A 22,133-nucleotide genomic window follows, 5' to 3' on the forward strand; every position below is an offset into this window, starting at 1 on the left:
GGACGACGGATGACGAAGGTTCAACCCGACTGGCTCGCGCTCGCGACGCGTTTCGCGCAACTGCCCGACGCGCAGCGCGCGGTGTTCATCGACAAGCTCGGCGCGGCCGGCATCGATTTCCGCGTGCTGCCGATCCCGCCGCGCACGCCGCGCGGCGATCGCGTGCCGGCGTCGTTCGCGCAGACGCGGCTGTGGCTGCACGCCCGGCTGATCGACGCGCCGGACGCATATCACATCACCGAGCGGCTCGCGCTGACGGGCCCGCTCGACGCGCACGCGCTGCGGCTCGCGTGCGATGCGCTGATCGCGCGCCATGAAGCGCTGCGTACGACCCTCGACGAAGCGGAGGACGGCGTCGCGCAGACGATTCATCCGCCGCTGCGCTGCCCGTGGCGCGAGACCGATCTCGACGCGCTGCCCGATGCGCAGCGCGTCGCGCGCGCCGAAAGCGTCGCCGCGGCCGACGAAGCCGCGGCGTTCGATCTCGGCGCGGCGCCGCTCGTGCGCGCACACCTGATCCGCTTCGACGCGACGCATCACTGGCTCGCGCTGACCGTGCATCACATCGTGTCGGATGGCTGGTCGTCGGGCGTGATGCTGGACGAGCTCGCGGCGTTCTATCGCGCGTATGCGTCGGGCCAGCCGGTGCCGCTCGCGCCGCTGCCGATCCAGTACGCGGACTATGCGTTGTGGCAGCGCCGCTGGCTCGATGCCGGCGAGCGCGATCGCCAACTGGCGTTCTGGCGCGAACGGCTCGATCCGCAGCGCGGCGTGCTCACGCTGCCCGGTGCGGCCGCGCGGCCCGCGCGCCGCAGCGCGCGCGGCGCACGCCATGTGTTTTCGCTCGACGCCCGTATCGGTGCACGGCTGCGTGCCTTCGCGGCCGCATCGGGTGCGACGCCGTTCGCGGTGCTGCTCGCGGCGCTCGACGCGCTGCTCGCGCGTGCGACCGGCGATGCGCGGATTTGCATCGGCGTACCGGCCGCGAACCGCGAGCGCGCGGAAACGGCCGGCCTGATCGGCTTCTTCGTCAACACGCTCGCGATCGACGTCGACGTGCCGGCACACGGTGATTTCTCGTCGCTGGTCGCGCGCACGCAGCGCGCGCTCGTCGATGCGCAGATGCACCAGGATGTGCCGTTCGAGCAGGTGGTCGACGCGCTTGGCGTGCCGCGCAGCGCCAGCCACCATCCGCTGTTCCAGGTGATGGCCGCATACGGCGAGCGCCGCGCGCTGCCGGCGCTCGGCGCGGCGTCGGCCGCATTGCTGCCGTCCGGCACGCCGTCCGCGAAATTCGACCTGACGCTTGCCGTCGAGGCGACGCCCGATGGCACGTTCGACGCTGCGTTCATCTACGCGCTCGACCTGTTCGATGCGGACGCGATCGAGCGGCTCGCCGCACGCTTCGTCACGCTGCTCGGCGACGCGCTCGCTCGCCCCGAGTTGCCGATCGGCGATCTCGACTGGCTGCCGGCCGATGAACGCGCGCAACTCTTCGCGTGGAATGCACCGGCAGGCGCGGCCGAAGCCGAGCCGTTCGTGCCGGTGCACGCGCGCATCGCCGCGCATGCGAAGGCACGGCCCGACGCACGCGGCGTCGCCGACATCGATCGCGCGCTGACGCGCGGCGAGGTCGACGTGCGCGCGGCACGCATCGCGCGCAATCTCGTCGCGGCCGGCGTGCGGCCCGAGATGCGCGTCGGCGTCGCGCTGCAGCGTTCGGTCGACCTGCTGGTCGCGCTGATCGCGGTGCTGAAGTCGGGCGCCGCGTTCGTGCCGCTCGATCCGGCTCATCCGCGCGAACGGCTCGCCCAGATCGTCGGCGATGCGGGCATCGCGCACGTGCTGACCGACGGCGCGAGCGTCGCCTCGCTGCCCGAGTTGCCGGCACTGCGCATCTGGCGCGCGGACGAAGTCGACGCGCTCGACGAGGCCGCTGACGTCGCGCTGCCGGACGTGCTGCCCGGCCATGCGGCGTATGCGATCTACACGTCGGGCTCGACCGGCAAGCCGAAGGGCGTGATCGTCGATCACGCGGCGTTCGCACGGCATTGCGTAGCGATTGCCGAGCGCTACGGCGCGGGTGAGAACGACGTGTTCCTGCTGTTCCAGTCGGTCAACTTCGACGGCGCGCACGAAGGCTGGTTTTCTCAATACCTGTCGGGTGCCGCCGTGTCGGTGACGGCCGACGTGCTGTGGCCGCCCGCGCAGACCTGCGCGATGATGGTCCGCGACGGCGTGACGATGACCTACGTGCCGCCCGGCTGCGCGGCTCAGCTCGCCGAATGGGCGCTCGCGCACGGGGCGCCGCCGACGCTGCGCTCGCTGACCGTCGGCGGCGAAGCGACGTCACGCGAAGCGTTCGCGATGCTGCGCCGCGCGATGCCGAACGTGCGCGTGGTCAACGGCTACGGCCCGACCGAAACCGTGATCACGCCGACGCTGTGGATGTTCCGTCCCGGCGACGATCTCGCGAAGCTGGGTGACGCTGCGTATCTGCCGATCGGCACGCTGGTCGGCGCGCGCACCGCGCACGTGCTCGACGAGCGGCTGCATCCGCTGCCGGTCGGCGTGATCGGCGAACTCTACCTGGGCGGCGAGGGGATCGGCGTCGCACGCGGCTACCTCGATCGTCCCGCGCTGACGGCCGAGCGTTTCGTGCCGGATCCGTACGGCGCGCCGGGTGCGCGCCTGTACCGCACGGGCGATCTCGTGCGACGCCGCGCGGACGGCGTGTTCGACTTCATCGGCCGCGTCGATCACCAGGTGAAGCTGCGCGGGCTGCGCATCGAACTCGGCGAGATCGAGGCCCAGCTGGCCGCGCACGACGCGGTGCGCGAAGCATGCGCGGTCGTGCACGGGCAGGGCGCGCACGCGCAGCTCGTCGCGTACGTCGAACTGAGCGCCGATGCGCAGGCCGCCGCCCAGCCGGTCGAGGCCGCGACCCTCGATGCGCACTTGCGCCGCACGCTGCCCGACTACATGGTGCCCGCGCAGCTGATCGTGCTCGACGCGCTGCCGCGCAACGCGAACAGCAAGGTCGACCGTGCGCGGCTGCCGGCCCCGGTGCGCGTCGAACGCACCTACGAAGCGCCGCACGACGGCGACGAGACCGCGCTCGCGGCGATCTGGCGCGACGTGCTGAACGTCGAACGCGTCGGCCGCGGCGATCACTTCTTCGAACTCGGCGGCCATTCGCTGGCGGCGGTGCGCGTCGCGACGCGCGTCGCCGAGCGGCTCGGCCGCGACGTGCCGGTGCGGGCGCTGTTCGAAGCGCCGGTGCTCACGCAATACGCGCGCCAGGTGGCCGACGCGCCGCGCGCCGCGCACGCCGGCGCCGCGGCGCCGGGCGTCGCGGTGGTCAAACCCGATGCGCATGGCGTGTGGCCGCTGTCGCCCGCGCAACTCGGCCTGTGGTTCCTGTGGCGCGCGCAGCCGGACAGCGCCGCGTACAACATTCCGGTCGCGCTGCGCGTGCGCGGTCCGCTCGACGTCGCTGCGCTGCGCGCGGCGTTTTCGGCGGCGGCGGCCGCGCATCCGGCGCTGCGCGCACGGCTCGTCGCGCGCGACGGCATGCTGCCGGGCCAGCGCATCGACGCCGCGGCGCCCGTCGCGCTGCCGCTCGTCGACCTGTCCGCGCAGCCCGACGTGCTCGCCCGCGCGGCGGCGCTGACCGACGCCGATGCGCTCGCGCCGTTCGATCTCGCGGCCGACGCGCCATTGTGGCGCGCACGCGTGCTGCGGCTCGGCGCGGACGATCACGTGCTGTCGGTGACGATCCATCACATCGTGTCGGATGGCGAATCGATCGAGCTGTGGCTCGACGCGGTGCGTGCGGGATATGTCGCGCTCGTGCGGGGCGACGCTTCGGCAGCGGCGGCACAGGCACCGGCAGCGTCAACGACGGAAAACACGTCGCTCGTGCTGCCCGCGCCGTGCCATCCCGCCCGCGTCGCGTACTGGCGCGACGCGCTGGCCGACCTGCCGTCGTCCGTGCTGCCCCAGCGCGCAAACGCGCCGGCCGTCCCGCAATGGCGTGCGGCGCGCATCGCGTTCGCGTTCGACGCGGCGCTGATCCGTGCCGCTCGCGACGCCGCGTCGGCCGCGCACGCGACGTTGCCGATGCTGCTGCACGCGGCGCTCAACACCGCGCTGTTCCGCGTGACCGGCGCGGCCGACCAGCCGGTCGGCGTACTCGCGTCGACGCGTGAGCTGACGGGCGACGCGGCGCGCGATGCGCTCGGTCTGTTCATCAATTCCGTGGTCGTGCGCACGCGGCTCGATGTGGCGGCCAGCCGCACGGACGTGCTCGCGCAGGTGCGCGATACGGCGCTCGCCGCGTATGCGCATGCCGACGCGCCGTTCGCCGACGTCGTCGCGGCGCTGCGCGCGCCGCGTGCCGTGCACGCCAATCCGCTGTTCCAGGTGATGTTCAACTACCTGCGCCCGACCGGCGCCGCCGCGCGCGACTGGGGCGGCCTGTCGCTCGCGGAATTCGACGACGTGCGCCATCGCGTGGTGTTCACGCTGGAGCTGGACGTCGTCGAGCATCCGGACGGGCGCGTGAGCGCCGCGTTCTCGTATGCGGACGAACTGCTCGACGGCCGCTTCGTTGACGCGCTCGTCGACCTCTATCACGACGAAGTCGCGCGTTTTGCCGGTGCGCCGGAAGCGGCGCTCGGGGTGCCCGATGCGCTGTTCGCCGCGCAGGCGACCGCGGCCGCGCCGCGCGTCACGGCGTCGAGCGACGTCGCGTCGAACGCGGCAGCCGCGCTCGCCGCGCTGTGGTCGGACACGTTCGCGACGGCCGCGCCCGGACCCGACGCCGACCTGTTCGAGGCCGGCGCGACGTCGTTCGACGTCGTGCGCTTCGTCGACGCGGCCGGCCGCGCCGGTCATGCGCTGACGGTAGCCGACGTGTTCGCGTCGCCGACGCTCGCGGCGCTCGGTGCGCGTGTCGAGGCCTCCGCCGAAACGGAGCAGGAGGTGCGTGATGCTGGCTGAAGTGCGTCCGGACGGATTCACGATGCCCGACACCTGTCGTCTCGCGTTCGCGGACGGCCTGTTCGCCGTGCGTGACGACGCGGAGATCCGCGTCGCGCAGGGCGACGGCATCGGCGCGCAGTTGCTGCGCGCGCAACTCGCGGACGACGGCACGCTGCGCCTCGTCGCGTACAACCATCGCGCGGCGCCGGCCGACCAGCGCCGTGCGCTGCTGGCCGCGCTCGCCGCCGCGTTTTCCGACGACGTGCGCCGCGCGGCGATCCGGCTCGACCCGGCCGCGTGGCCGGCGGTCGCGCGCGATGCGCTGCGCGCGAGCGGCGTGCTCGCCGACGGCGGCCTGTGCATGCGCGAAGGCTGGGCGCAGCAGGCCGATCTGTGGCGCGTCGGCACGCCGCTGCCATGCGCGACGCTGCCGATGCTGACCGACGGCCGGCGTCATCCGCGCCGGCCGCCCGCGCCGCGCGGCGACGTGTATGCGCGCGACCTGCCGGCGCTCGGCATGCGCTTCACGTTGCGCGGCTGGCAACCAGGCGAGGACGCCGCACGCGTCGCGCACTGGTTCGACGAGCCGCGCGTGCGCGACGGCTGGCCGGGCGCGCAGCCCGGCGCCCACGGCACGGCGCCCGACGCCGATCCGCACGTCACGCCGCTCGTCGGCTGCTTCGACGGCGAACCGTTCGCGTATATCGAGGCGTTCTGGCTGAAGGAAGACCCGCTCGCGCCGCACGTCGGCGCGCGCGACTACGACCGCGGGCTGCGGATGCTGGTCGGCGAGTCGCGCTGGCGCGGCCCGCATTGCGTGGCCGGCTGGCTGCCGTCCGTCGTGCATTACCTGTTTCTCGACGACCCGCGCACCGAAGCGGTCGGCTGCGCGGTCCCGGCCGGCCGCGCGCGGGTCGTCGACACCCTCGCGCGGCATGGCTTCGCGCGGCAGCGCCGTCTGGCGCTCGCCGACGCACAGCCGCTGTGGATGCGCACGCTGCGCGAGACCTTCTTTTCCGGCCGTCACGTCTGACGGGCCGGTTTCACCGACAAGGGAGCTGAGAGACATGCAGAGAGAAACCGTATTCGACCTGATCGGCGTCGGCTTCGGGCCGTCGAATCTGGCGCTGGCCATCCGTCTGGAGGAGCGGCGTGCGGCGCGCCCGCTCGCCCATTGCTTCATCGAACGACAGCCGGAATTCGGCTGGCACCGCGGCATGCTGCTCGACGACTGCCGGATGCAGATCTCGTTTCTGAAGGATCTCGTCACGATGCGCGATCCGAAGAGCCGCTACACGTTCATCAACTATCTGTTCGAACGCGGCCGGCTGAACGAATTCGTCAATCTGAAGAACTTCTATCCGACCCGCGTCGAATTCCACGACTACCTGAGCTGGGTCGCCGACGCGTTCGACGAGCACGTCCATTACAGCGAGACCGTCATGGCGATCGAGCCCGTGCGCGGCGACGGCGCGCGGATCGACGCGCTGCGCGTGCTGTCGCGCGACGCGACCGGCCGCGAGCGCCAGCGCGTGACGCGTGCGCTGTCGGTCGGCGTCGGCGGCACGCCGGCGGTGCCGGATGCGTTCGCCGCGCTCGGCCGCGATCGTGTGATCCATTCGTCGTCGTACCTGACCGACATCGACCGGCTGGTCGCCGCGCCGGACGGCGAACGCCGCCGCGTCGCGGTGATCGGCGCGGGGCAGAGCGCGGCCGAGGTGTTCATCGACCTCGCGCGCCGCTTCCCGCATGTCGACGCGAACCTCGTGATGCGCGCGGGCGCGTTGAAGCCGGCCGACGACAGTCCGTTCGTCAACGAGATCTTCAGCCCCGAGTTCACCGACGTCGTCTACGCGCAGCCGCACGATGCACGCCGCGCGCTGCTCGAGCGCTACCGCGACACCAACTACGCGGTGGTCGACCGGCCGCTGATCGAGCAGATCTACGAAATGCTGTACCTGCAGCGCATCGACGGCACGCCGCGCCATGCGCTGCTCGCGAACAGCGCGATCGAAGCCGCGGTGCGCACCGCCGACGGCCGCATCGAGCTGACGCTGCGCGACCGGATGAACGGCGCGACGCGCGTCGAACGCTTCGACGCGCTCGTGCTCGCGACCGGCTATCGCCGCGACACGCATTCGGCGCTGCTCGAAGGGCTCGCGCCGCACCTCGGCGACGCGCTCACGCGCGGCGACGTCACGCGCGACTACCTGCTCGCGACGCCCGAGCACTTCGCGCCGCGCATCTACCTGCAAGGCTGCTGCGAAGACAGCCACGGCCTGTCCGACACGCTGCTGTCGGTGCTGGCACGCCGCGCGGACGAGATCTGCGCGTCGCTCGAGGACGGGATCGCGCCCGCCCATGATGATGGCGCGGCCCGGGCACTGCATGAACAACGACATCAAAACGGGGCGAGCGCGGGCCGCATGGCTTTCGCTCTTTGACAAAGGCGCGGTCGGAGACCGCATCAAAAAAGTGGAGCAGAGAAAGATGGAGTGGGCAACAGGCACGCGTTTGCGTGCGATCGCGGCCGCGGCGAGCGTGACGTTCGGGATGGCGGCAGGGCACGCATTCGCGCAGACGGCACCGGCCGTGAACGCAGGCGCCGCGACGTCGGCCGACAGTGCGCGCAACGGTGCGGCGGCGAGTGCGGGGGCCAGCGCGCAGAACGGTTCGTCGACCGGTTCGTCGACCAACGCGCCGAACGGCCCGGCGACCGGCACGCTGCCGGCGATCAACGTCAACGCGGGCTCGGAAGGCGACGGCACGGTCGGTCTCGTCGCGAAGCGCAGCAGGACCGGCACCAAGACCGATACGTCGATCAATGAAATTCCGCAGACGATCAACGTCGTCACCGCGCAGCAGATCGAGATGACCGGCGCGACCGACGTGAACGCGGCGCTGCGCTACGTGCCGGGCTTCTCGTCGTACGGCTCGGACAACCGTTCCGACTGGTACGCGGCGCTGCGCGGCTTCACGCCGACGGCCTACGTGAACGGCCTGCAGGTGCCGAACACGCTGAACCTGTCGAGCTGGCGCGTCGATCCGTACATGATCGACAGCATCACCGTGCTGCGCGGGCCGACGTCGGTGCTGTACGGCGCGGGCGACCCCGGCGCGATCATCGACGTGCAGACCAAGACGGCCGACGGCGAGCGCGTGCGCGAAGCCGGCGTGCAGTTCGGCAACTATGCGCGCAAGCAGTTCATGATCGACGTCGGCGACAAGCTCGACGCGGACGGCAAGTACGCGTACCGGTTCGTCGGCGTCGCGCGTGACGGCAACGCGCTGACGGGCCCGAACAACGACCAGCGCGTCGCGCTCGCGCCGTCGTTCCGCTGGCGCCCCGACGCCGATACGTCGCTGACGCTGTCGGCCACGTACCTGCAGGACTGGGGCGACATCTCGTCGAACTTCCTGCCGGCGCAAGGCACGGTGCTGCCGAACCCGAACGGGCAGCTCGACAAGGACGTCTACGGCGGCGACCCGAATTTCAACTACTACCGCAAGAAGCAGTGGTCGCTCGGCTATCAGTTCGAGCGCAACCTGAACTCGATGTGGACGTTCCGGCAGAACGTGCGCTGGATGCACCTGTCGCTCGACAACGGTTCGGTGTTCGGCGCGGGCTTGGCGGACGGCAGCCTGACCGACATCAACCGCTGGGCCGGCGTGTTCCAGACGAACTACAGCCGCTTCGACATCGACAACAACCTGCAGGGCCGCTTCGGCACCGGGCCGCTCGAGCACACGCTGCTGCTCGGCTTCCAGTACAACCGGCAGACGGCGACCGACAGCGAATGGCTGGCCGCCGCGCCGACGCTGAACATCTACAACCCGGTCTACACGCCGGTCACGCTGTCCGTGTTCTCGCCGCCGAACACCACGTACCGTACCAACACGTACACGACGATGAACACGTTCGGGCTGTACGTGCAGGACCAGGTCAAGTGGAACCGCTGGACGCTGACGCTCGGCGGCCGCGAGGACTGGGTCAACCAGCGGCTGGACGACCGCGAGGGCGGCACGCAGTCGAAGGCCGACATCACGGCGTTCACCGGCCGCGTGGGCCTCACGTACCAGGGCGACTACGGGCTGTCGCCGTACATCAGCTACGCGACGTCGTTCAACCCGGTGATCGGCGTGAACCTGTACGGCGGCGGCCTGCCGCAGCCCACGCGCGGCAAGCAGATCGAGGCTGGCCTGCGCTGGCAGCCGCCCGGCAAGAACATGATGCTGAGCGCGGCGATCTACCAGATCAACCAGACCAACGTGCTCACGCCGACGCCGCTGAATCTCGATCCGGCCGGCACGACGTCGATCCAGACCGGCGAAGTGCGCTCACGCGGGATCGAACTGAACGCGACCGGCAAGCTCACGCGGAACCTGTCGCTGATCGCGTCCTACGTGTACCAGGACGTGAAGAACGTGAAGGCCAACGACGCATCGCTGAACAACTGGCCGGTCGACATTCCGCGGCCGCGCCAGATGGCGTCGCTGTGGGCCGACTGGACGTGGCACACGGGGCCGCTCACGGGCTTCGGCCTGGGCGGCGGCGTGCGTTACCAGAGTGCATCGGCCGGTGCGGCGGACAACTCGCTGACGGTATCGAGCTACACGCTGTTCGATGCGGGCGTGCATTACGACACGCGCAACTGGCGCTTTGCCGTGAACGGGACGAACCTGTTCAACCGCCACTACATCAGCGGTTGCCAGTCGACGAGCGTGTGCATTTTCGGTACCGACCGTACGGTGCTCGCCACCGCGAAATACAACTGGTGACGCCGCGCGCCGCGGCGCGCCGGCCGGCCTTCGGGCCGGTGCGGGCGGGTCGCGGCGCCGTCGTCCGCTTTTTCCACGACGCCTCCATGCCGAAGAAAAATCTCGTCTACATCCAGTCGCTGCGCAACGGCGCGGCCGATCGCGCCGGCCAGCCGGTCGCTTACCAGGGCGGCACGCGCTACATGAAGGCGCCGCTCGAATTCCTCGTCGAGCGCCTGAACGACTCGCCGCTCGGCGAGCGCTACACGCTCAAGGGCGTGATCGTCGACGACGACGAAGGGTCGCCCGTCGATCGCGCGAAGGTCGCCGACTACGGGTTCGCGCGCACGCCGGGCCGCCCGTGGATCCTGCCCGACGGGCTGACCGTGCAGGGCCGCCCGGTCGACGAACTGTTCTGCACGATCGCGTCGACGTACCGCCGGCTGCCGCGCGACGCGCGCGAGCGCGTGACGGGCAAGCAGGCGTTCGAGCGCCGCCTGCTCGAACGCCTGCTCGAACTCGACGCCGACGTGGTCGTGCTCGACGGGCTGCTCGTGATCCTCGACGAGCTCGTGCGTCCCGGCGCGCGCTTTCACCGCCGCATCGCGAACATCCACCCCGGCATCACGGCCGACGATTCGCCGTACCAGCGGCGCGGCGCGTGGGCGACGCTCGATGCGCTGCACGGCGCGCGCGGCGAACGGGTCGACTGGGCGAGCGGCGCGACGTCGCGCGTCGCTCCGGTGACGATGACGGGCGCATCGTTCCACTACGTCGACAACGGCATCGATTCCGGCGAGGTGATCTGCGACGTGCTCGACACGCCGATCGCGCCGGACGACACGATTCTCGAACTGCGCTGGAACAACTTCCAGCGCAGCCTGTTTCCGGCGCTCGAGCGGGGGCTGCACGTCCTCGCCGACCGCCACGACGCGGGAGTACTGTGATGGAAGACACGCTCACGAAACCGGCCGGCACGGCGGACGCCGTCGAAGGCGAGGTGGCCGCGGCGCTCGACGGCGCCGCGCCCGCGCATGCGGCGGCTGCCGCCGAGCGCACGCTCGACGCGTGGCGGCCCGACGATGCGCCGGCCGCGCTGCTCGCGGAATTCGTCGCCCTGTTCAACACGGACACGCGGCACGACGCGGCGACGGTATCGGTGCCGCTCGGCGGCGCCGAGCCGGCGGCCGTCGCGTCGTACGTCGAGCGCGCGGTGCGCGAGGGCGTGATTGACGGCGCGCAGGTCGTGGGCGACCGGCTGCGGCTGAGCACATCGCGCGCGACGTTCTGGCAGAACCCGCGGCCGTGGCTGAAGGCGCCTGCATCGGGCGGGATGCCGCTGCGCTATGCGATCACGAACGGCCACCGGCATCCGGTGCGGCCGCCGTCGCCGGCCGGCGAGATCTATGCGCGCTACATGCCGCAGGTCGGGATGACGTTCAGCCTGCGCACCGTCGACATCGACGAACATGCGCAGTTGTTCAGCGACTGGATGAACCTCGATCGCGTCGCGCATTTCTGGGATCAGCGCGGCACGCGCGACGAGCACGCCGCGTATCTCGCGGAGCGGCTCGCCGATCCGCACATGCATCCGATGATCGGCTATTTCGACGATATGCCGTTCGGCTATTTCGAGTTCTACTGGGCGAAGGAGGATCGCCTCGCGCCGTTCTACGACGCGCACGACTACGATCGCGGGCTGCATCTGCTGATCGGCGACTCGCGCTTCCAGAGCGCGGGCAAGCTGCATGCATGGTGGAGCGGGGTGCTGCACTACATGTTCGTCGACGAACCGCGCACGCAGCGGCTCGTCGGCGAGCCGCGCGTCGATCACGTGCGGCATATCGCGTACATGCATCGGCTCGGCTTCTACACGCTGAAGGAGTTCGACTTTCCGCACAAGCGCGCGGCGCTCACCGTGATGGAGCGCGAGACATTCTTCGACACTTTCCGGTTGCCGTGATGGGACGGGGGCGCGAAGCGTCGATGCGTCGATGCGTCAATTCGCAAGCGACGACGTTTCGCGCGGCTTGAAGGGCCGCCGACATCGGCCGTTCGGGATATGGATCGGGCGGGCGGCATGAGGAAGAATGGATTGCATCCTCATCACGGACAGGTCCCGCCGACATGGCAAGCACACCCGCGATAGCATCGGGCGCGATCCCCGGAGCACGTTCCCTAACGTTGACATATGTCAGCATATGCCTAGAATGGGCGCATCGTACTCCTGTGGAGTGGCTCATGCGCACCGTTTCCATTTTCAAGAACGCCCGTAACCAGGCAATCCGCATCCCGAAGGACATGGAGTTCGAGGGTGTGACGGAACTCGAGATCCGCCGCGAGGGCGACACGTTGCTGCTGCGTCCGGTGCGGCCGACGTGGCTGTCGTTCGCGAGTGAACCACGGGCCGATGCCGACTTCCTCGTCGAGCGCCCGACGGTCGTCGAACTTGGTCGTTTCGACCTGCCCGGCGCCGATGACGATGCACCGACGGAGTCGAACCGGTGACGACGCTCTACATGCTCGATACGAACATCTGTTCGTTCATCATGCGCGAGCGGCCATCCGCGGTGTTGTCCCGGTTGCAGTCGTGCGTCAATGCGCAGCACCGGATCGTCGTGTCGGCGATCACCTATGCCGAAATGCGGTTCGGCGCAGTCGGCAGAAAGGCGTCGCCGAAGCATGCGGAACTCGTGACGGCCTTTGTCTCGCGGCTGGATGGCGTGCTGTCGTGGGACACCGCGGCAGTCGATGCAACGGCCGCGATTCGCGTCGACCTTGCCGCACGTGGCACGCCGATCGGCGCGAACGACGCGTCGATCGCCGGTCACGCGATCGCGGCCGGTGCCGTGCTTGTAACGAACAACAGTCGCGAATTCAGCCGTGTCGCGGGGTTGTCGCTCGAAGACTGGGCAGCCTCGGCCTAGGGTGGCGAATGCACGATGTCGTTACTGTCGCGCGGCAGCACGTCACGCGCGAGGAACGGGCGGTTCCGAGAGGAAAGCCCTGCGGAACGCGTCGAGATACCGGTCGGCGTCATCGTTGAATTCGCCGGGCAACAGCGCGAACGCGCGGGCCTGCAGGTCCTGCGCGAGGGTTGCGTAAACCGCTTCGTCCGATAACAGCGCGCGGATCGCATCGTGCGTTTGCGGCGAAGCAATCCGCTTCGCATCGCGCGCGAGCAACCCGGCGGCCGCCAACTCCGGCTGGAAACCGTGCCGTTCGAGCAGATCGGGCGCGACGTCCCAGATGCGCTCGCGATTGCCCGCGTCGTGAAAATGCGTGAGCAGGAACAGCAGGTCGTACGCGTCGCTGTTCTGGCGCGCGCGCCGATCCTTCCACGCGAGCAACTTCAGCAGCGCGAGCGCCGGCAGGCTCGCCACCGGCACCGCGATATCGGCGCCGATCGACACGGCCAGCGCCGTATCGACCGCCTCCTGAAAGCCCAGCACGTTCAGCACGAACTCGCCGCGCGGCGGCCACGCGATTTCGCCTGGCGGTGCTTCGAGCGGCCCGAACGGCACGAGATCGAGCTCCGTGCGAAATCCCCGCGTCCCGCTGTCGAACAGCAGTTTCTGCTGATGCTTCGGTGCGCGCGCGAATTGCCCGGTCGCGACGAGCGCATCGACGAGCCGCTCGTGAAACGGCCAGCTCACCGCGCACACCGCGACGTCGACGTCCCGCGTCGCTCGCACCGGCCGGATGCCGTGGACATGCCACATCAGGATGTCGCGCGCGGTTGCGCCGGCGACGACGAATGCCGTGTCGAGTTGCACGCAGGTCTTGCCGACCGCCTGCAGCAGCGCGGCCGCCGCCGGCTCGAGCGGCCGGCGCGCGTCGACTTCAAGCGGGCGGGTGGGCAAGGTATCGGTCATGGATGTGTTCAGCGGCGGCGAGATTGCGGCTGTCTCCGGACGAGACGAGATCCGCGTAGATCAGCAGCGGCGGCACGAGCGGCACGTCCTGCTCGCGCCAGTCGAGCGCCGGTGACGGCGGCCAGAACGCTTCGAGCAGTTCGACGTCGCCGCGCTCGTCCGGGCGCAGGCGCGCCTGGAGCAGCAGGCGGTTCGACACGGTGCCGTGCGTATAGACGGTGATCACAGCTGGCTTCAGGTCGTGCGTCAGCAGGTCGGCCGCCGGTTCGCCGCCGAGCCGCGCATCGAATGCCGCGAAATCGAAGTCGCGCCACCAGTCGGGCGTGACGGCGGCAAACCGCCGGGCCGGCAGTTTCGCGCGCAGGCGGCTCGGATACAGCGCGACCCATTCCTGCACGAAGCGCGGCCAGTCGGGCATCAGGCGCTCGCCATTGCGCCGCTGCGCGACGAGGCCGCGCGCGAGCAGGTCGTCCATTGCGAGATTGACCGTGCCGAGCGCGACGCCCGACGCGGCGGCGATCGCCCGGTATGGTTGCGCGACGAGGCCCGGCTGCGTCGCGAGCGCGAACATCACGGCGAGCCCCTTGGGCGTCGTCGCGCGCGACGCCTGCCGGCGCGGCGTGCGGGCCGGTTTCGGCCGGCCGCAGATCAGCACGGTCGCCTCCGGCAGGATCAGGCTCGCGTTGCCGGCGGTATCGAGAAACGGGATGCCTTGATCGGTCAGGTGCGCGGCCAGCTCGGCCGACACATACGGCGCGACCAGCATCAGCTGCCGCTCGCCGGGCAGCGGGGCGGCGCCGCGCCGACGCAGCGCCGCGCGGGCCTCCTGCACCGATTCGACACCGACGGTCACGGCGGCGGGCATCTCGAAGGTCTGCCCGCCGATGCCGAAGCGGATCATCGCGTCGGCATACGCGCGGGATGCGGCCGGCACGCGCACCGGCCGTGCGTTGAAGCGTCGGGTCGCGCGTTCGAACGCAGCGCAGGCTTCGTCGAGCACGTGCTGTTCCGCTATCGACAGGGTGGCGTTCTCGGGCATCGGGAGGAATCGCTTGTTCACTTTTCCGTCAGCGTACACAAAAAATGTACAGCCGTCAAAAAATGAACAAGAACGCTCAACTCTTTGATGTGACGGAATTATTCCGGAATGTCTAACGGCAATCAACACACCTTCCCACCTGAGAAATCGAGACCGTACACCCAGTGTCGCGAATCCGGCTCAGGCGCGGCAGTCGCCCGGATGGTCGGTTTCCGCCGACGGACGATTTCTCACGCGCTGAGATGATCGACCAGCAACTCCAGGTTGTCGCCGCGACGACTTTCTGTCTGTTCGGTTGCCGCTCAACGGACTATCCTTGCCTGCACATTCCCCACTGAACCCAGGAGACGACACTGTGACGCACAGCGTGATCCCCGCAGGCCTCGCCGACGAAATGATCGAGATCCGGCACCGCATTCACGCCCACCCCGAACTGGGCTTCGAGGAATTCGCGACGAGCGACCTCGTTGCCGAGCAGTTGCAGGCATGGGGCTATACGGTGTACCGCGGGCTCGGCGGCACGGGCGTGGTCGCGCAGCTGAAGGTCGGCAACGGCACGCAGCGCCTCGGCCTGCGCGCCGACATGGACGCGCTGCCGATCCACGAGTCGACCGGCCTGCCATACCAGAGCACGATCCCCGGCAAGATGCATGCGTGCGGCCACGACGGCCACACGGCGATGCTGCTCGCGGCCGCGAAGCACCTGGCGCGCGAGCGGCGCTTTTCCGGCACGCTGAACCTGATTTTCCAGCCGGCCGAGGAAGGGCTTGGCGGCGCGAAGAAAATGCTCGACGACGGACTGTTCGAGCAGTTCCCGTGCGACGCGATCTTCGCGATGCACAACATGCCGGGCTTCCCGACGGGCAAGTTCGGCTTCCTGCCGGGGCCGTTCATGGCGTCGTCGGATACCGTGATCGTCGACGTGCAGGGGCGCGGCGGCCACGGCGCGGTGCCGCACAAGGCGATCGATTCGGTCGTCGTGTGCGCGCAGATCGTCATCGCGCTGCAGACGATCGTGTCGCGCAACGTGTCGCCGCTCGACATGGCGATCGTCACGGTCGGTGCGATCCACGCGGGCGACGCGCCGAACGTGATCCCCGATCGCGCACAGATGCGCCTGTCCGTGCGCGCGCTGAAGCCCGAGGTGCGCGACCTGCTCGAGACGCGCATCAAGGAAGTCATTCATGCGCAGGCGGCTGTGTTCGGCGCGACCGCGACGATCGACTACCAGCGCCGCTACCCGGTGCTCGTCAACGATGCGCAGATGACCACGTTCGCACGCGGCGTCGCGCGCGAATGGGTGGGCGAAGCGAATCTGATCGACGAGATGGTGCCGCTCACCGGCAGCGAGGATTTCGCGTTCCTGCTCGAGAAGCGGCCGGGCTGCTACCTGATCATCGGCAACGGTGACGGCGAGGGCGGCTGCATGGTGCACAACCCCGGCTACGACTTCAACGACGCGGTACTGCCGACCGGCGCGTCGTACTGGGTCAAGCTGGCCGAGACGTTTCTGGTGTGACGGTGAATGCGGGGGTGGGGCCGTCTCGGTTCAATCGCGGCTCGTGCCGAACCAGAACCCATCCCCGCTGAACAACGCCACCGCCGCATCCGGATTCGACGGCCAGTACATGTGCATGTACGTCGCGACGATCGAGCCCGTGCGATACACGGCTTCGCCGCTGCCGGGTTCCCCGTCGGGCCGGGCGGCGGCCGCCACCGGCGCCAGCGGCGTGTCGAGCCGCGAATAATGAAACGTATGACCGCGCATCGGCCCGCTGCGCGTGTCCAGCTGCTGCATGCCGAGCGCCGCGAACCGGCGCTGCATCGTCGCATGGCCTGACAGCAGCCCGAGCATCGATGTCGTCGCGCCTTCCACGTCGGTCAGCGACTCGCACAGATACACCATTCCCCCGCATTCGGCGACGATCGGCCGGCCGGCCGCCGCGTGTGCGCGAATCGTCCGCGCGGCCACGGCATTCGCCGCGAGCGTCGCTGCATGCAGTTCCGGATAGCCGCCCGGCAGGAACAGCGCGTCGCACGCGTCGGGCACGGGTTCGTCGGCAAGCGGCGAAAATAACCGCAACTGCGCACCGAGCGCATCGAGCAGCGCGAGATTGGCCGGATAGATGAACGAGAACGCCGCGTCGCGCGCGATCGCGATTCGCTTGCCGGCGAGCGCGCGCGGCAGCGGGGCGCGGGCCGCCGGTTCCGCGAACGAGACGGCAGGCGGCAATTCGGCGAGCGCCGTCTGCGCGAGCACGTCGGCCGCACGGTCGAGCCGCGCGTCGAGATCGCCGATGTCGGCCGGCTGGTGCAGGCCGAGATGCCGTTCCGGCAGCGCGATGCCCGCATCGGCCGGCACGTGCCCGAGCCAGCGCAAGTCGTCCGGCAGCGCCTGCCGCAACAGCTCCGCGTGTCGCGGCGACCCGACGCGGTTCGCGAGCACGCCGTGGAACGGCACCTCCGGCCGGAACCGCGCGAGCCCGAACGCAATCGCCGCGAACGTCTGCGCCATCGCCTTCGCGGATATCACCGCGACGACCGGCACGCCGAACGCGGCCGCGAGATCGGCGCTGCTCGGCGTGCCGTCGAACAGCCCCATCACACCTTCGATCAGGATCAGGTCCGCGTCGCGCGCGGCATCGGCGAGCAGCGCGCGGCAGCCGGCTTCACCGACCATCCCGAGGTCGAGCACGTGCACGGGCGCGCCGCTCGCGCGTTCGAGCAGCATCGGATCGAGAAAATCCGGCCCGGTCTTGAACACGCGCACGCGCCGGCCGAGCCGGCGGTGCAGCCGCGCGAGGCCGGCCGTCACCGACGTCTTGCCCTGGCCGGACGCGGGCGCGCTGACGAACAGCGCGGGGCAGGCCGGCATCGCTCAGAACTCCACGCCGGGCTGTGCCTTCACGCCTTGTTCCTTGTACGGATGCTTGACGAGCCGCATTTCCGTGACGAGGTCGGCCGCATCGATCAGTGCATCGGGCGCATGCCGGCCCGTGACGACGACGTGCACCGAATCCGGCCGCGCGACGAGCGTCGCGAGCACTTCGTCGAGCGGCAGGTATTCGTACTTCAGCACGGTGTTCAGCTCGTCGAGGATCACCATCCGGTACTCGCCGCTTTCGATCATCCGGCGCGCCTCGTCCCAGCCCTTGCGCGCGGTTGCGACGTCGGCGTCGCGGTTCTGCGTATTCCACGTATAGCCGTCGCCCATCGTCACGAAGTCGCATTGCGCGACCGCGCCGAGGAAGTCGCGCTCGGACGTGTGCAGCGCGCCCTTGATGAACTGCACGACGCCGAGCCGCATGCCATGGCCGAGCACGCGCACGGCCATGCCGAAGGCGGCCGTGCTCTTGCCCTTGCCGTTGCCGGTGTTGACGATCAGCAGGCCCTTTTCCTGGGTGGCGGCAGCCTGCTTCTTTTCATGGCCGGCGCGGCGGCGTTCGGCCATCCGCTGATGGGATTCGGCATCGGTCTTCATCGGGAATCGTCCTGTCGAAAGCGAAACAAAGGGTTCAGAGCGGGCCGGCGAGCGCGACCGTCACGCCGTCCCGGCTGGATTTGGGGCCGAGCAGCCGGCCATGCGGCGCCGCGAGTTGCGCGCATGGCTCGGCCACGCCCGCGACGCCGAAACGCGCCAGCGCGGCAGCCGACGGGCCGCTCAATGCCGGTGCGGGGCAATGCGCGAGCTGTGCCGCGTCGAACGCGACGAGCGGCCAGCCGCGCCGCGCGCACAGCGTGCGCAGCGACCGGGCACGCGCCTTGTCGGCGAGCGTCGCGACGACGGCTGGCTCGGCGCCCGGGTGGCTTGCCAGCGCCGCGCGGATCGCGGCATCGAGTTGCGCGGCCGTCACGCCCGCGCGGAAACCGACGCCGAGCGCGACGCGCATCATGCGCGTCCGCCAAGCGCCGCGCGCACCGCGGGATCGTCGGCGAGCGCCGCGACGCGGCCGATCACGACGATCGCGGGCGAACCGATACCGGTCGCGCCCACGCGCTCGACGATCGTGTCGAGCGTCGCGAGCACGTGCCGCTGTCCGTCACGCGTCGCGTTCTCGATCACCGCGCACGGCGTGTCGCCGGCCACGCCGCCATCACGCAGCGCGGCCGCGATCGCGTCGAGCCGGCGAATACCCATGTAGATCACGATCGTCATCCGCGTCGCGGCCAGCGCGCGCCAGTCGGGTTCGTCCGCGCCCGCGCCGTGGCCCGTGACGAAGATCACGCCCTGCGCGTCGCCGCGATGCGTGACCGGAATGCCGAGCGCGGCCGGGGCGGCGATACCGGCCGTGATGCCGTTCACGATCTCGACCGGGAACCCGGCCGCGCCGAGCGCGAGCAATTCCTCGCCGCCGCGGCCGAACACGAACGGATCGCCGCCCTTGAGCCGCGCGACGCTGCGGCCCGCGCGCAGATGCGCGAGCATCGCGGCGACGATCGTTTCCTGCGGCGTCGACGCATGGCCGCCGCGCTTGCCGACGTGCTCGATCAGTGCGTCGGGGCGCGCGTGGCGCAGCACGTCGGGGTTCACGAGATCGTCGACGAGCAGCACGTCGGCCGCGGCGATCGCGCGCACGGCCTTCAGCGTGAGCAGATCGGCGTCGCCGGGGCCGGCGCCGACGAGCCATGCGCGGCTCATCGGGCGCGGCACGGCGCGCACCGTGTCGTGGCAGTGGAAAGGGGACAGCGAGCGGCACATCGGCGGCCGGCGGACAGGCAATGCATGACGGATCGAGCGAAGCCCGCGCGAGCGCGGGCGGAAAGCGCACCCCATCCGTCCCCCGCGGATCGGGCGTTCGGCGAGCAGCGGGCTCGCCCCTTGCGTCGGCCGGTATCCGGGCTGGCCGCTTGCCAGGCCGCAGCCTTCCCGCCCGCTGAAGGGCAGTGGCATCGCGGGCAGCCTGGGCGCGTGCGGGGAACCGCGACGCGCGGGCGGCGTACCGTTGCGGGGACAGCACAGGCCGGGCGGACTTCCGCCTCCTGTTTCCCGTTTAACTGCGTGCGCCGGAGGAGCGCGCGCGAGCACCGAACGCGGCGCATACGATAGCACAGCGTGTATCGGGCGCGGGGCCGGCGAATCGCGCCCGCATCCGTTCGCGACCCGATCCGGGGGCGATGCATTGCGCAGTCGTAAATTGGTGTGCAATTATCTGGCCAGAGTCACAAGCAAGGCTCAGTTTCGGGCTGCCGGTCGCACGAGCCTGACGAAATCCATACCAAAATCGGCTCGCTCTGCCGGACCTGCAGGGCGATGGCCACTACATCGCGAAGTGCCGCGCCTATGGCGAACGTACGCAGATGGACAACCTCCAGCGGGGCCGGCCATGCGCTCGCGATCGGCATGCTGGTCGTTTCGGCCGGATTGGCGCTGGGAGCCTGGCCGCATGTCACGAAGGCCGTGCTGGCGCAATCGGTTGCCGGGCTGGGGACGCAAGTCGTGCAGCAGATCGACGTTGTGTTCGATTCGGCGGCCACGACGCTTGCCGACTTGGACGCATCGCCGTACGCGGACTGCTCGCCGCAGGATCTGCGCCTGTTGCGATCGGCTTCCGTCCGGTCGAAGTACGTCAAGGACGTCGGACGCCTGTCGGGCGCCGATCTGCTCTGCATGACGATGCTCGGCGTGCTGCCGAGGCCCTTTTCCCCGAAGCAGCAGCCATTCCGGCTGACCGACGCGATGTCGGCCTTCTGGACCGTTCCGTTGTTGTCGAGCCCTGGGACGCTGGGGCTCGTGGTCACGGGAAGGAGGACGAACCTGCTGATGGATCTGGACGCCTTCAGGGTACTGCCGCCGCCGTCAGATCTGCACTACGTGATCGGGCTCAGGGGCCGCCCGGCCGCGCTCGTCATCGGACTCGCCAAGGGCGGCGTCCCGGAGTACGTCGATGCCGGCCTGGTGCCGGGGTTTCGGGACGGCAAATCATTCTGCTCGGCCCGGGTGCCGCTGTGCACCATCGTCGTCGCGACGCCGCGAGCGCTGGCGAGCGCCAGTCGGCGCGCTGCCTGGCTGCTGGGGATCGCCGGCGGCGCGGCGGGCTGCTGTCTGGGGCTCGGGGCGCTGATGCTGCACCGACGCTGGGCCGCGCTTCCGGCGCAGATACGGCGAGCGCTGGCAAACGGACAATTTGTCATGCGCTATCAGCCGATCGTCGCGCCCGGCGCGTCATCGCGGATCGTCTCCGCCGAAGCGCTGATCCGCTGGATCGACGGGCCAGCCGCCCCGGACGTGTTCATTGCCGAGGCGGAACGCGCCGGAATGATCGTCGACGTCACGGCCTTCGTCGTGCGCACGGTCCTGCGGGAGATGCGCGTGCTGTTCGACGGCGAGCCGGACTTTCGCGTAACCATCAACGTCAGCGCTCCCGAGTTGCTGGACGGCAGCCTGATGGCGACGCTGGACAGTTGCTGGCCAGCCGGATTGTCGCGCGAGCATGTCGGTTTCGAACTGACTGAGCGGTCGACCGTGGAACTGCCGGAGATTCTGCCGGCGCTTCGGCAATTGCGCGACCTCGGGCATCCCGTCTACATCGACGATTTTGGCACGGGCTACTCCAGCCTGAGCCTGCTGCAGCATCTTCCGATCGACTACATCAAGGTCGACCGTTCGCTGCTGCCGGCCGCGCCGCAGCATGACGGCACGTCGATCATTCCGGAGATCCTGGCGATTGCCCGTCGGCTCGGGGTCGGCCTGGTCTTTGAGGGTGTCGAGACCCGTGAGCAGGCGCACATGCTCGACATCCAGGGGCAGTCGATCGGGGCACAGGGCTGGTATTTCGGGCGTCCCGATACAGTGGAAGCGCTGCAGAAGGCGATCGCGGAGCAGCCGCTGCGAACAGGCTGAGCATCCGGACCGAAAAGCCGGCCGCGACGCGCGCCCGCATTGGCACGCGGGCCGCCACCTTGACGCTCCCCGCACCGCCGCCTACACTCGCACGCGTTTTGGTGCTCGCGCGCGCTCCTCCGGCGCGCGCAGTTAAACGGGAAACAGGGAGCCTGCCTGCGCCGCAGTCGAGCCAACCTGTGCTGCCCCCGCAACGGTAAGCGAACGCGTCGCGCCCAGCGCGACGCAGCGCCGCTTCGCCGCATGCCTGCCGCATGCGGACGACCGCCACTGGATGCCGCGCATCCGGGAAGGCGAAGCGGCGTGTTCGTCAGCCCGGATACCGGCCGAAACGTTGGGGTTCAGCGCCGCGGGGAGGCGGCGCATCGTCCACGGCCGCAGCATGCCCGACGCCCGAGCGTTTCCCGCTTCCTCCGCCGATCCGCCCGCCGCCGCACGCGCGCCGTGCCGGGCCGGCGCGATGAACGGCAGGCGGCGCGGGCAGGGCCGGCGGCAGCCGTGTTGGCATTGACCATGCCGACCGTTCACAAGGAAGCGTCATGTCCGATTCGTCGTTCCGTGCGTCGTGCGGCCGTCCGTCCGGACTGCGCCGCGCCATCCCCGCGATCCACCCGACGACATGCCGCGCTGCATT

The 22,133-nt window shown here is 70.0% G+C and carries 16 protein-coding genes and 2 riboswitches; of the genes, 10 read left to right on the plus strand and 6 right to left on the minus strand.

Annotated features, from left to right (window positions below; genetic code table 11):
• The first annotated feature begins 9 nt into the window (after positions 1-9).
• The 8 genes from ACVK00_RS29475 to ACVK00_RS29510 all read left to right on the plus strand — a co-directional run bounded on the left by ACVK00_RS29475 (position 10) and on the right by ACVK00_RS29510 (position 12,671).
• Entirely contained in the window at positions 10-5,004 is a 4,995-nt protein-coding gene (locus tag ACVK00_RS29475) for a non-ribosomal peptide synthetase (protein ID WP_284891551.1), read from the plus strand.
• Entirely contained in the window at positions 4,994-6,019 is a 1,026-nt protein-coding gene (locus ACVK00_RS29480) for a GNAT family N-acetyltransferase (protein ID WP_284891549.1), read from the plus strand. The genes ACVK00_RS29475 and ACVK00_RS29480 overlap by 11 nt, the downstream gene beginning before the upstream one ends.
• 34 nt (positions 6,020-6,053) lie before the next feature.
• A complete protein-coding gene (locus ACVK00_RS29485; RefSeq protein ID WP_284891548.1) occupies positions 6,054-7,430 on the plus strand; it encodes a lysine N(6)-hydroxylase/L-ornithine N(5)-oxygenase family protein in 1,377 nt (458 codons plus the stop codon).
• Positions 7,431-7,476: 46 nt separating this feature from the next.
• Positions 7,477-9,765 carry a TonB-dependent siderophore receptor gene (locus tag ACVK00_RS29490; RefSeq protein ID WP_284891547.1) on the plus strand — a complete coding sequence of 763 codons (2,289 nt, stop codon included), beginning with the start codon at positions 7,477-7,479 and terminating at the stop codon, positions 9,763-9,765.
• 86 nt (positions 9,766-9,851) lie between these two features.
• A complete protein-coding gene (locus ACVK00_RS29495) occupies positions 9,852-10,691 on the plus strand; it encodes a formyltransferase family protein (RefSeq protein ID WP_284891546.1) in 840 nt (279 codons plus the stop codon).
• Positions 10,691-11,707, plus strand: coding sequence for a GNAT family N-acetyltransferase (locus tag ACVK00_RS29500; protein ID WP_284891545.1), 1,017 nt, complete (start codon positions 10,691-10,693; stop codon positions 11,705-11,707). Before ACVK00_RS29495 ends, ACVK00_RS29500 begins: the two co-directional genes overlap by 1 nt.
• Before the next feature lie 278 nt (positions 11,708-11,985).
• Positions 11,986-12,252 carry a type II toxin-antitoxin system VapB family antitoxin gene (gene vapB / locus ACVK00_RS29505; protein ID WP_228907578.1) on the plus strand — a complete coding sequence of 89 codons (267 nt, stop codon included), beginning with the start codon at positions 11,986-11,988 and terminating at the stop codon, positions 12,250-12,252.
• Positions 12,249-12,671 (plus strand): PIN domain-containing protein, encoded by a 423-nt coding sequence (locus tag ACVK00_RS29510; protein ID WP_006755052.1) that lies wholly within the window; start codon positions 12,249-12,251, stop codon positions 12,669-12,671. The genes vapB and ACVK00_RS29510 overlap by 4 nt, the downstream gene beginning before the upstream one ends.
• Positions 12,672-12,713: 42 nt before the next feature.
• Here ACVK00_RS29510 and ACVK00_RS29515 read toward each other — a convergent pair whose 3' ends face one another.
• Both ACVK00_RS29515 and ACVK00_RS29520 read right to left on the minus strand, forming a co-directional pair.
• Entirely contained in the window at positions 12,714-13,619 is a 906-nt protein-coding gene (locus ACVK00_RS29515; RefSeq protein WP_284891543.1) for a nucleotidyl transferase AbiEii/AbiGii toxin family protein, read from the minus strand.
• Positions 13,588-14,658 carry a type IV toxin-antitoxin system AbiEi family antitoxin gene (locus tag ACVK00_RS29520; protein ID WP_284891542.1) on the minus strand — a complete coding sequence of 357 codons (1,071 nt, stop codon included), beginning with the start codon at positions 14,656-14,658 and terminating at the stop codon, positions 13,588-13,590. The genes ACVK00_RS29515 and ACVK00_RS29520 overlap by 32 nt, the downstream gene beginning before the upstream one ends.
• Positions 14,659-15,013: 355 nt before the next feature.
• Between ACVK00_RS29520 and ACVK00_RS29525 the strand changes: the two genes are divergently transcribed.
• Positions 15,014-16,177 carry a M20 aminoacylase family protein gene (locus ACVK00_RS29525; protein ID WP_284891541.1) on the plus strand — a complete coding sequence of 388 codons (1,164 nt, stop codon included), beginning with the start codon at positions 15,014-15,016 and terminating at the stop codon, positions 16,175-16,177.
• Between the two features lie 30 nt (positions 16,178-16,207).
• Here the strand turns inward: ACVK00_RS29525 and ACVK00_RS29530 are convergent, their stop codons facing one another.
• From ACVK00_RS29530 to cobA, 4 genes are read right to left on the minus strand one after another with little or no spacing between them, the layout of a single operon-like run.
• Positions 16,208-17,533: a cobyrinate a,c-diamide synthase gene (locus ACVK00_RS29530; RefSeq protein WP_284891539.1), complete on the minus strand. Its 1,326-nt coding sequence runs from the start codon at positions 17,531-17,533 to the stop codon at positions 16,208-16,210.
• 3 nt (positions 17,534-17,536) lie between these two features.
• Positions 17,537-18,139: a cob(I)yrinic acid a,c-diamide adenosyltransferase gene (cobO, locus tag ACVK00_RS29535; RefSeq protein WP_011656839.1), complete on the minus strand. Its 603-nt coding sequence runs from the start codon at positions 18,137-18,139 to the stop codon at positions 17,537-17,539.
• 34 nt (positions 18,140-18,173) lie between these two features.
• Positions 18,174-18,551 (minus strand): cobalamin biosynthesis protein, encoded by a 378-nt coding sequence (locus ACVK00_RS29540; RefSeq protein ID WP_228907583.1) that lies wholly within the window; start codon positions 18,549-18,551, stop codon positions 18,174-18,176.
• A complete protein-coding gene (gene cobA / locus ACVK00_RS29545; protein WP_228907584.1) occupies positions 18,548-19,297 on the minus strand; it encodes a uroporphyrinogen-III C-methyltransferase in 750 nt (249 codons plus the stop codon). Before cobA ends, ACVK00_RS29540 begins: the two co-directional genes overlap by 4 nt.
• A gap of 170 nt (positions 19,298-19,467) precedes the next feature.
• A riboswitch (cobalamin riboswitch) is annotated at positions 19,468-19,704 on the minus strand.
• A gap of 295 nt (positions 19,705-19,999) precedes the next feature.
• On the opposite strand from cobA, the gene ACVK00_RS29550 reads away from it, so the two are divergent.
• Entirely contained in the window at positions 20,000-21,499 is a 1,500-nt protein-coding gene (locus tag ACVK00_RS29550) for an EAL domain-containing protein (RefSeq protein WP_354122968.1), read from the plus strand.
• 82 nt (positions 21,500-21,581) lie between these two features.
• Positions 21,582-21,844, plus strand: a riboswitch (cobalamin riboswitch).
• The last annotated feature ends 289 nt before the right edge of the window (positions 21,845-22,133 follow it).

The sequence above is a fragment of the Burkholderia sp. PvR073 genome (assembly GCF_054055695.1).

Bases quoted from the DNA above. Each gene is read 5' to 3' on its own strand.
- ACVK00_RS29475 (WP_284891551.1), top strand. From the start codon at position 10: ATGACGAAGGTTCAACCCGACTGGCTCGCGCTCGCGACGCGTTTCGCG.
- ACVK00_RS29480 (WP_284891549.1), top strand. From the start codon at position 4,994: ATGCTGGCTGAAGTGCGTCCGGACGGATTCACGATGCCCGACACCTGT.
- ACVK00_RS29485 (WP_284891548.1), top strand. From the start codon at position 6,054: ATGCAGAGAGAAACCGTATTCGACCTGATCGGCGTCGGCTTCGGGCCG.
- ACVK00_RS29490 (WP_284891547.1), top strand. From the start codon at position 7,477: ATGGAGTGGGCAACAGGCACGCGTTTGCGTGCGATCGCGGCCGCGGCG.
- ACVK00_RS29495 (WP_284891546.1), top strand. From the start codon at position 9,852: ATGCCGAAGAAAAATCTCGTCTACATCCAGTCGCTGCGCAACGGCGCG.
- ACVK00_RS29500 (WP_284891545.1), top strand. From the start codon at position 10,691: ATGGAAGACACGCTCACGAAACCGGCCGGCACGGCGGACGCCGTCGAA.
- vapB (WP_228907578.1), top strand. From the start codon at position 11,986: ATGCGCACCGTTTCCATTTTCAAGAACGCCCGTAACCAGGCAATCCGC.
- ACVK00_RS29515 (WP_284891543.1), bottom strand. From the start codon at position 13,619: ATGACCGATACCTTGCCCACCCGCCCGCTTGAAGTCGACGCGCGCCGG.
- ACVK00_RS29520 (WP_284891542.1), bottom strand. From the start codon at position 14,658: ATGCCCGAGAACGCCACCCTGTCGATAGCGGAACAGCACGTGCTCGAC.
- ACVK00_RS29530 (WP_284891539.1), bottom strand. From the start codon at position 17,533: ATGCCGGCCTGCCCCGCGCTGTTCGTCAGCGCGCCCGCGTCCGGCCAG.
- cobO (WP_011656839.1), bottom strand. From the start codon at position 18,139: ATGAAGACCGATGCCGAATCCCATCAGCGGATGGCCGAACGCCGCCGC.
- ACVK00_RS29540 (WP_228907583.1), bottom strand. From the start codon at position 18,551: ATGATGCGCGTCGCGCTCGGCGTCGGTTTCCGCGCGGGCGTGACGGCC.
- cobA (WP_228907584.1), bottom strand. From the start codon at position 19,297: ATGAGCCGCGCATGGCTCGTCGGCGCCGGCCCCGGCGACGCCGATCTG.
- ACVK00_RS29550 (WP_354122968.1), top strand. From the start codon at position 20,000: ATGCTGGTCGTTTCGGCCGGATTGGCGCTGGGAGCCTGGCCGCATGTC.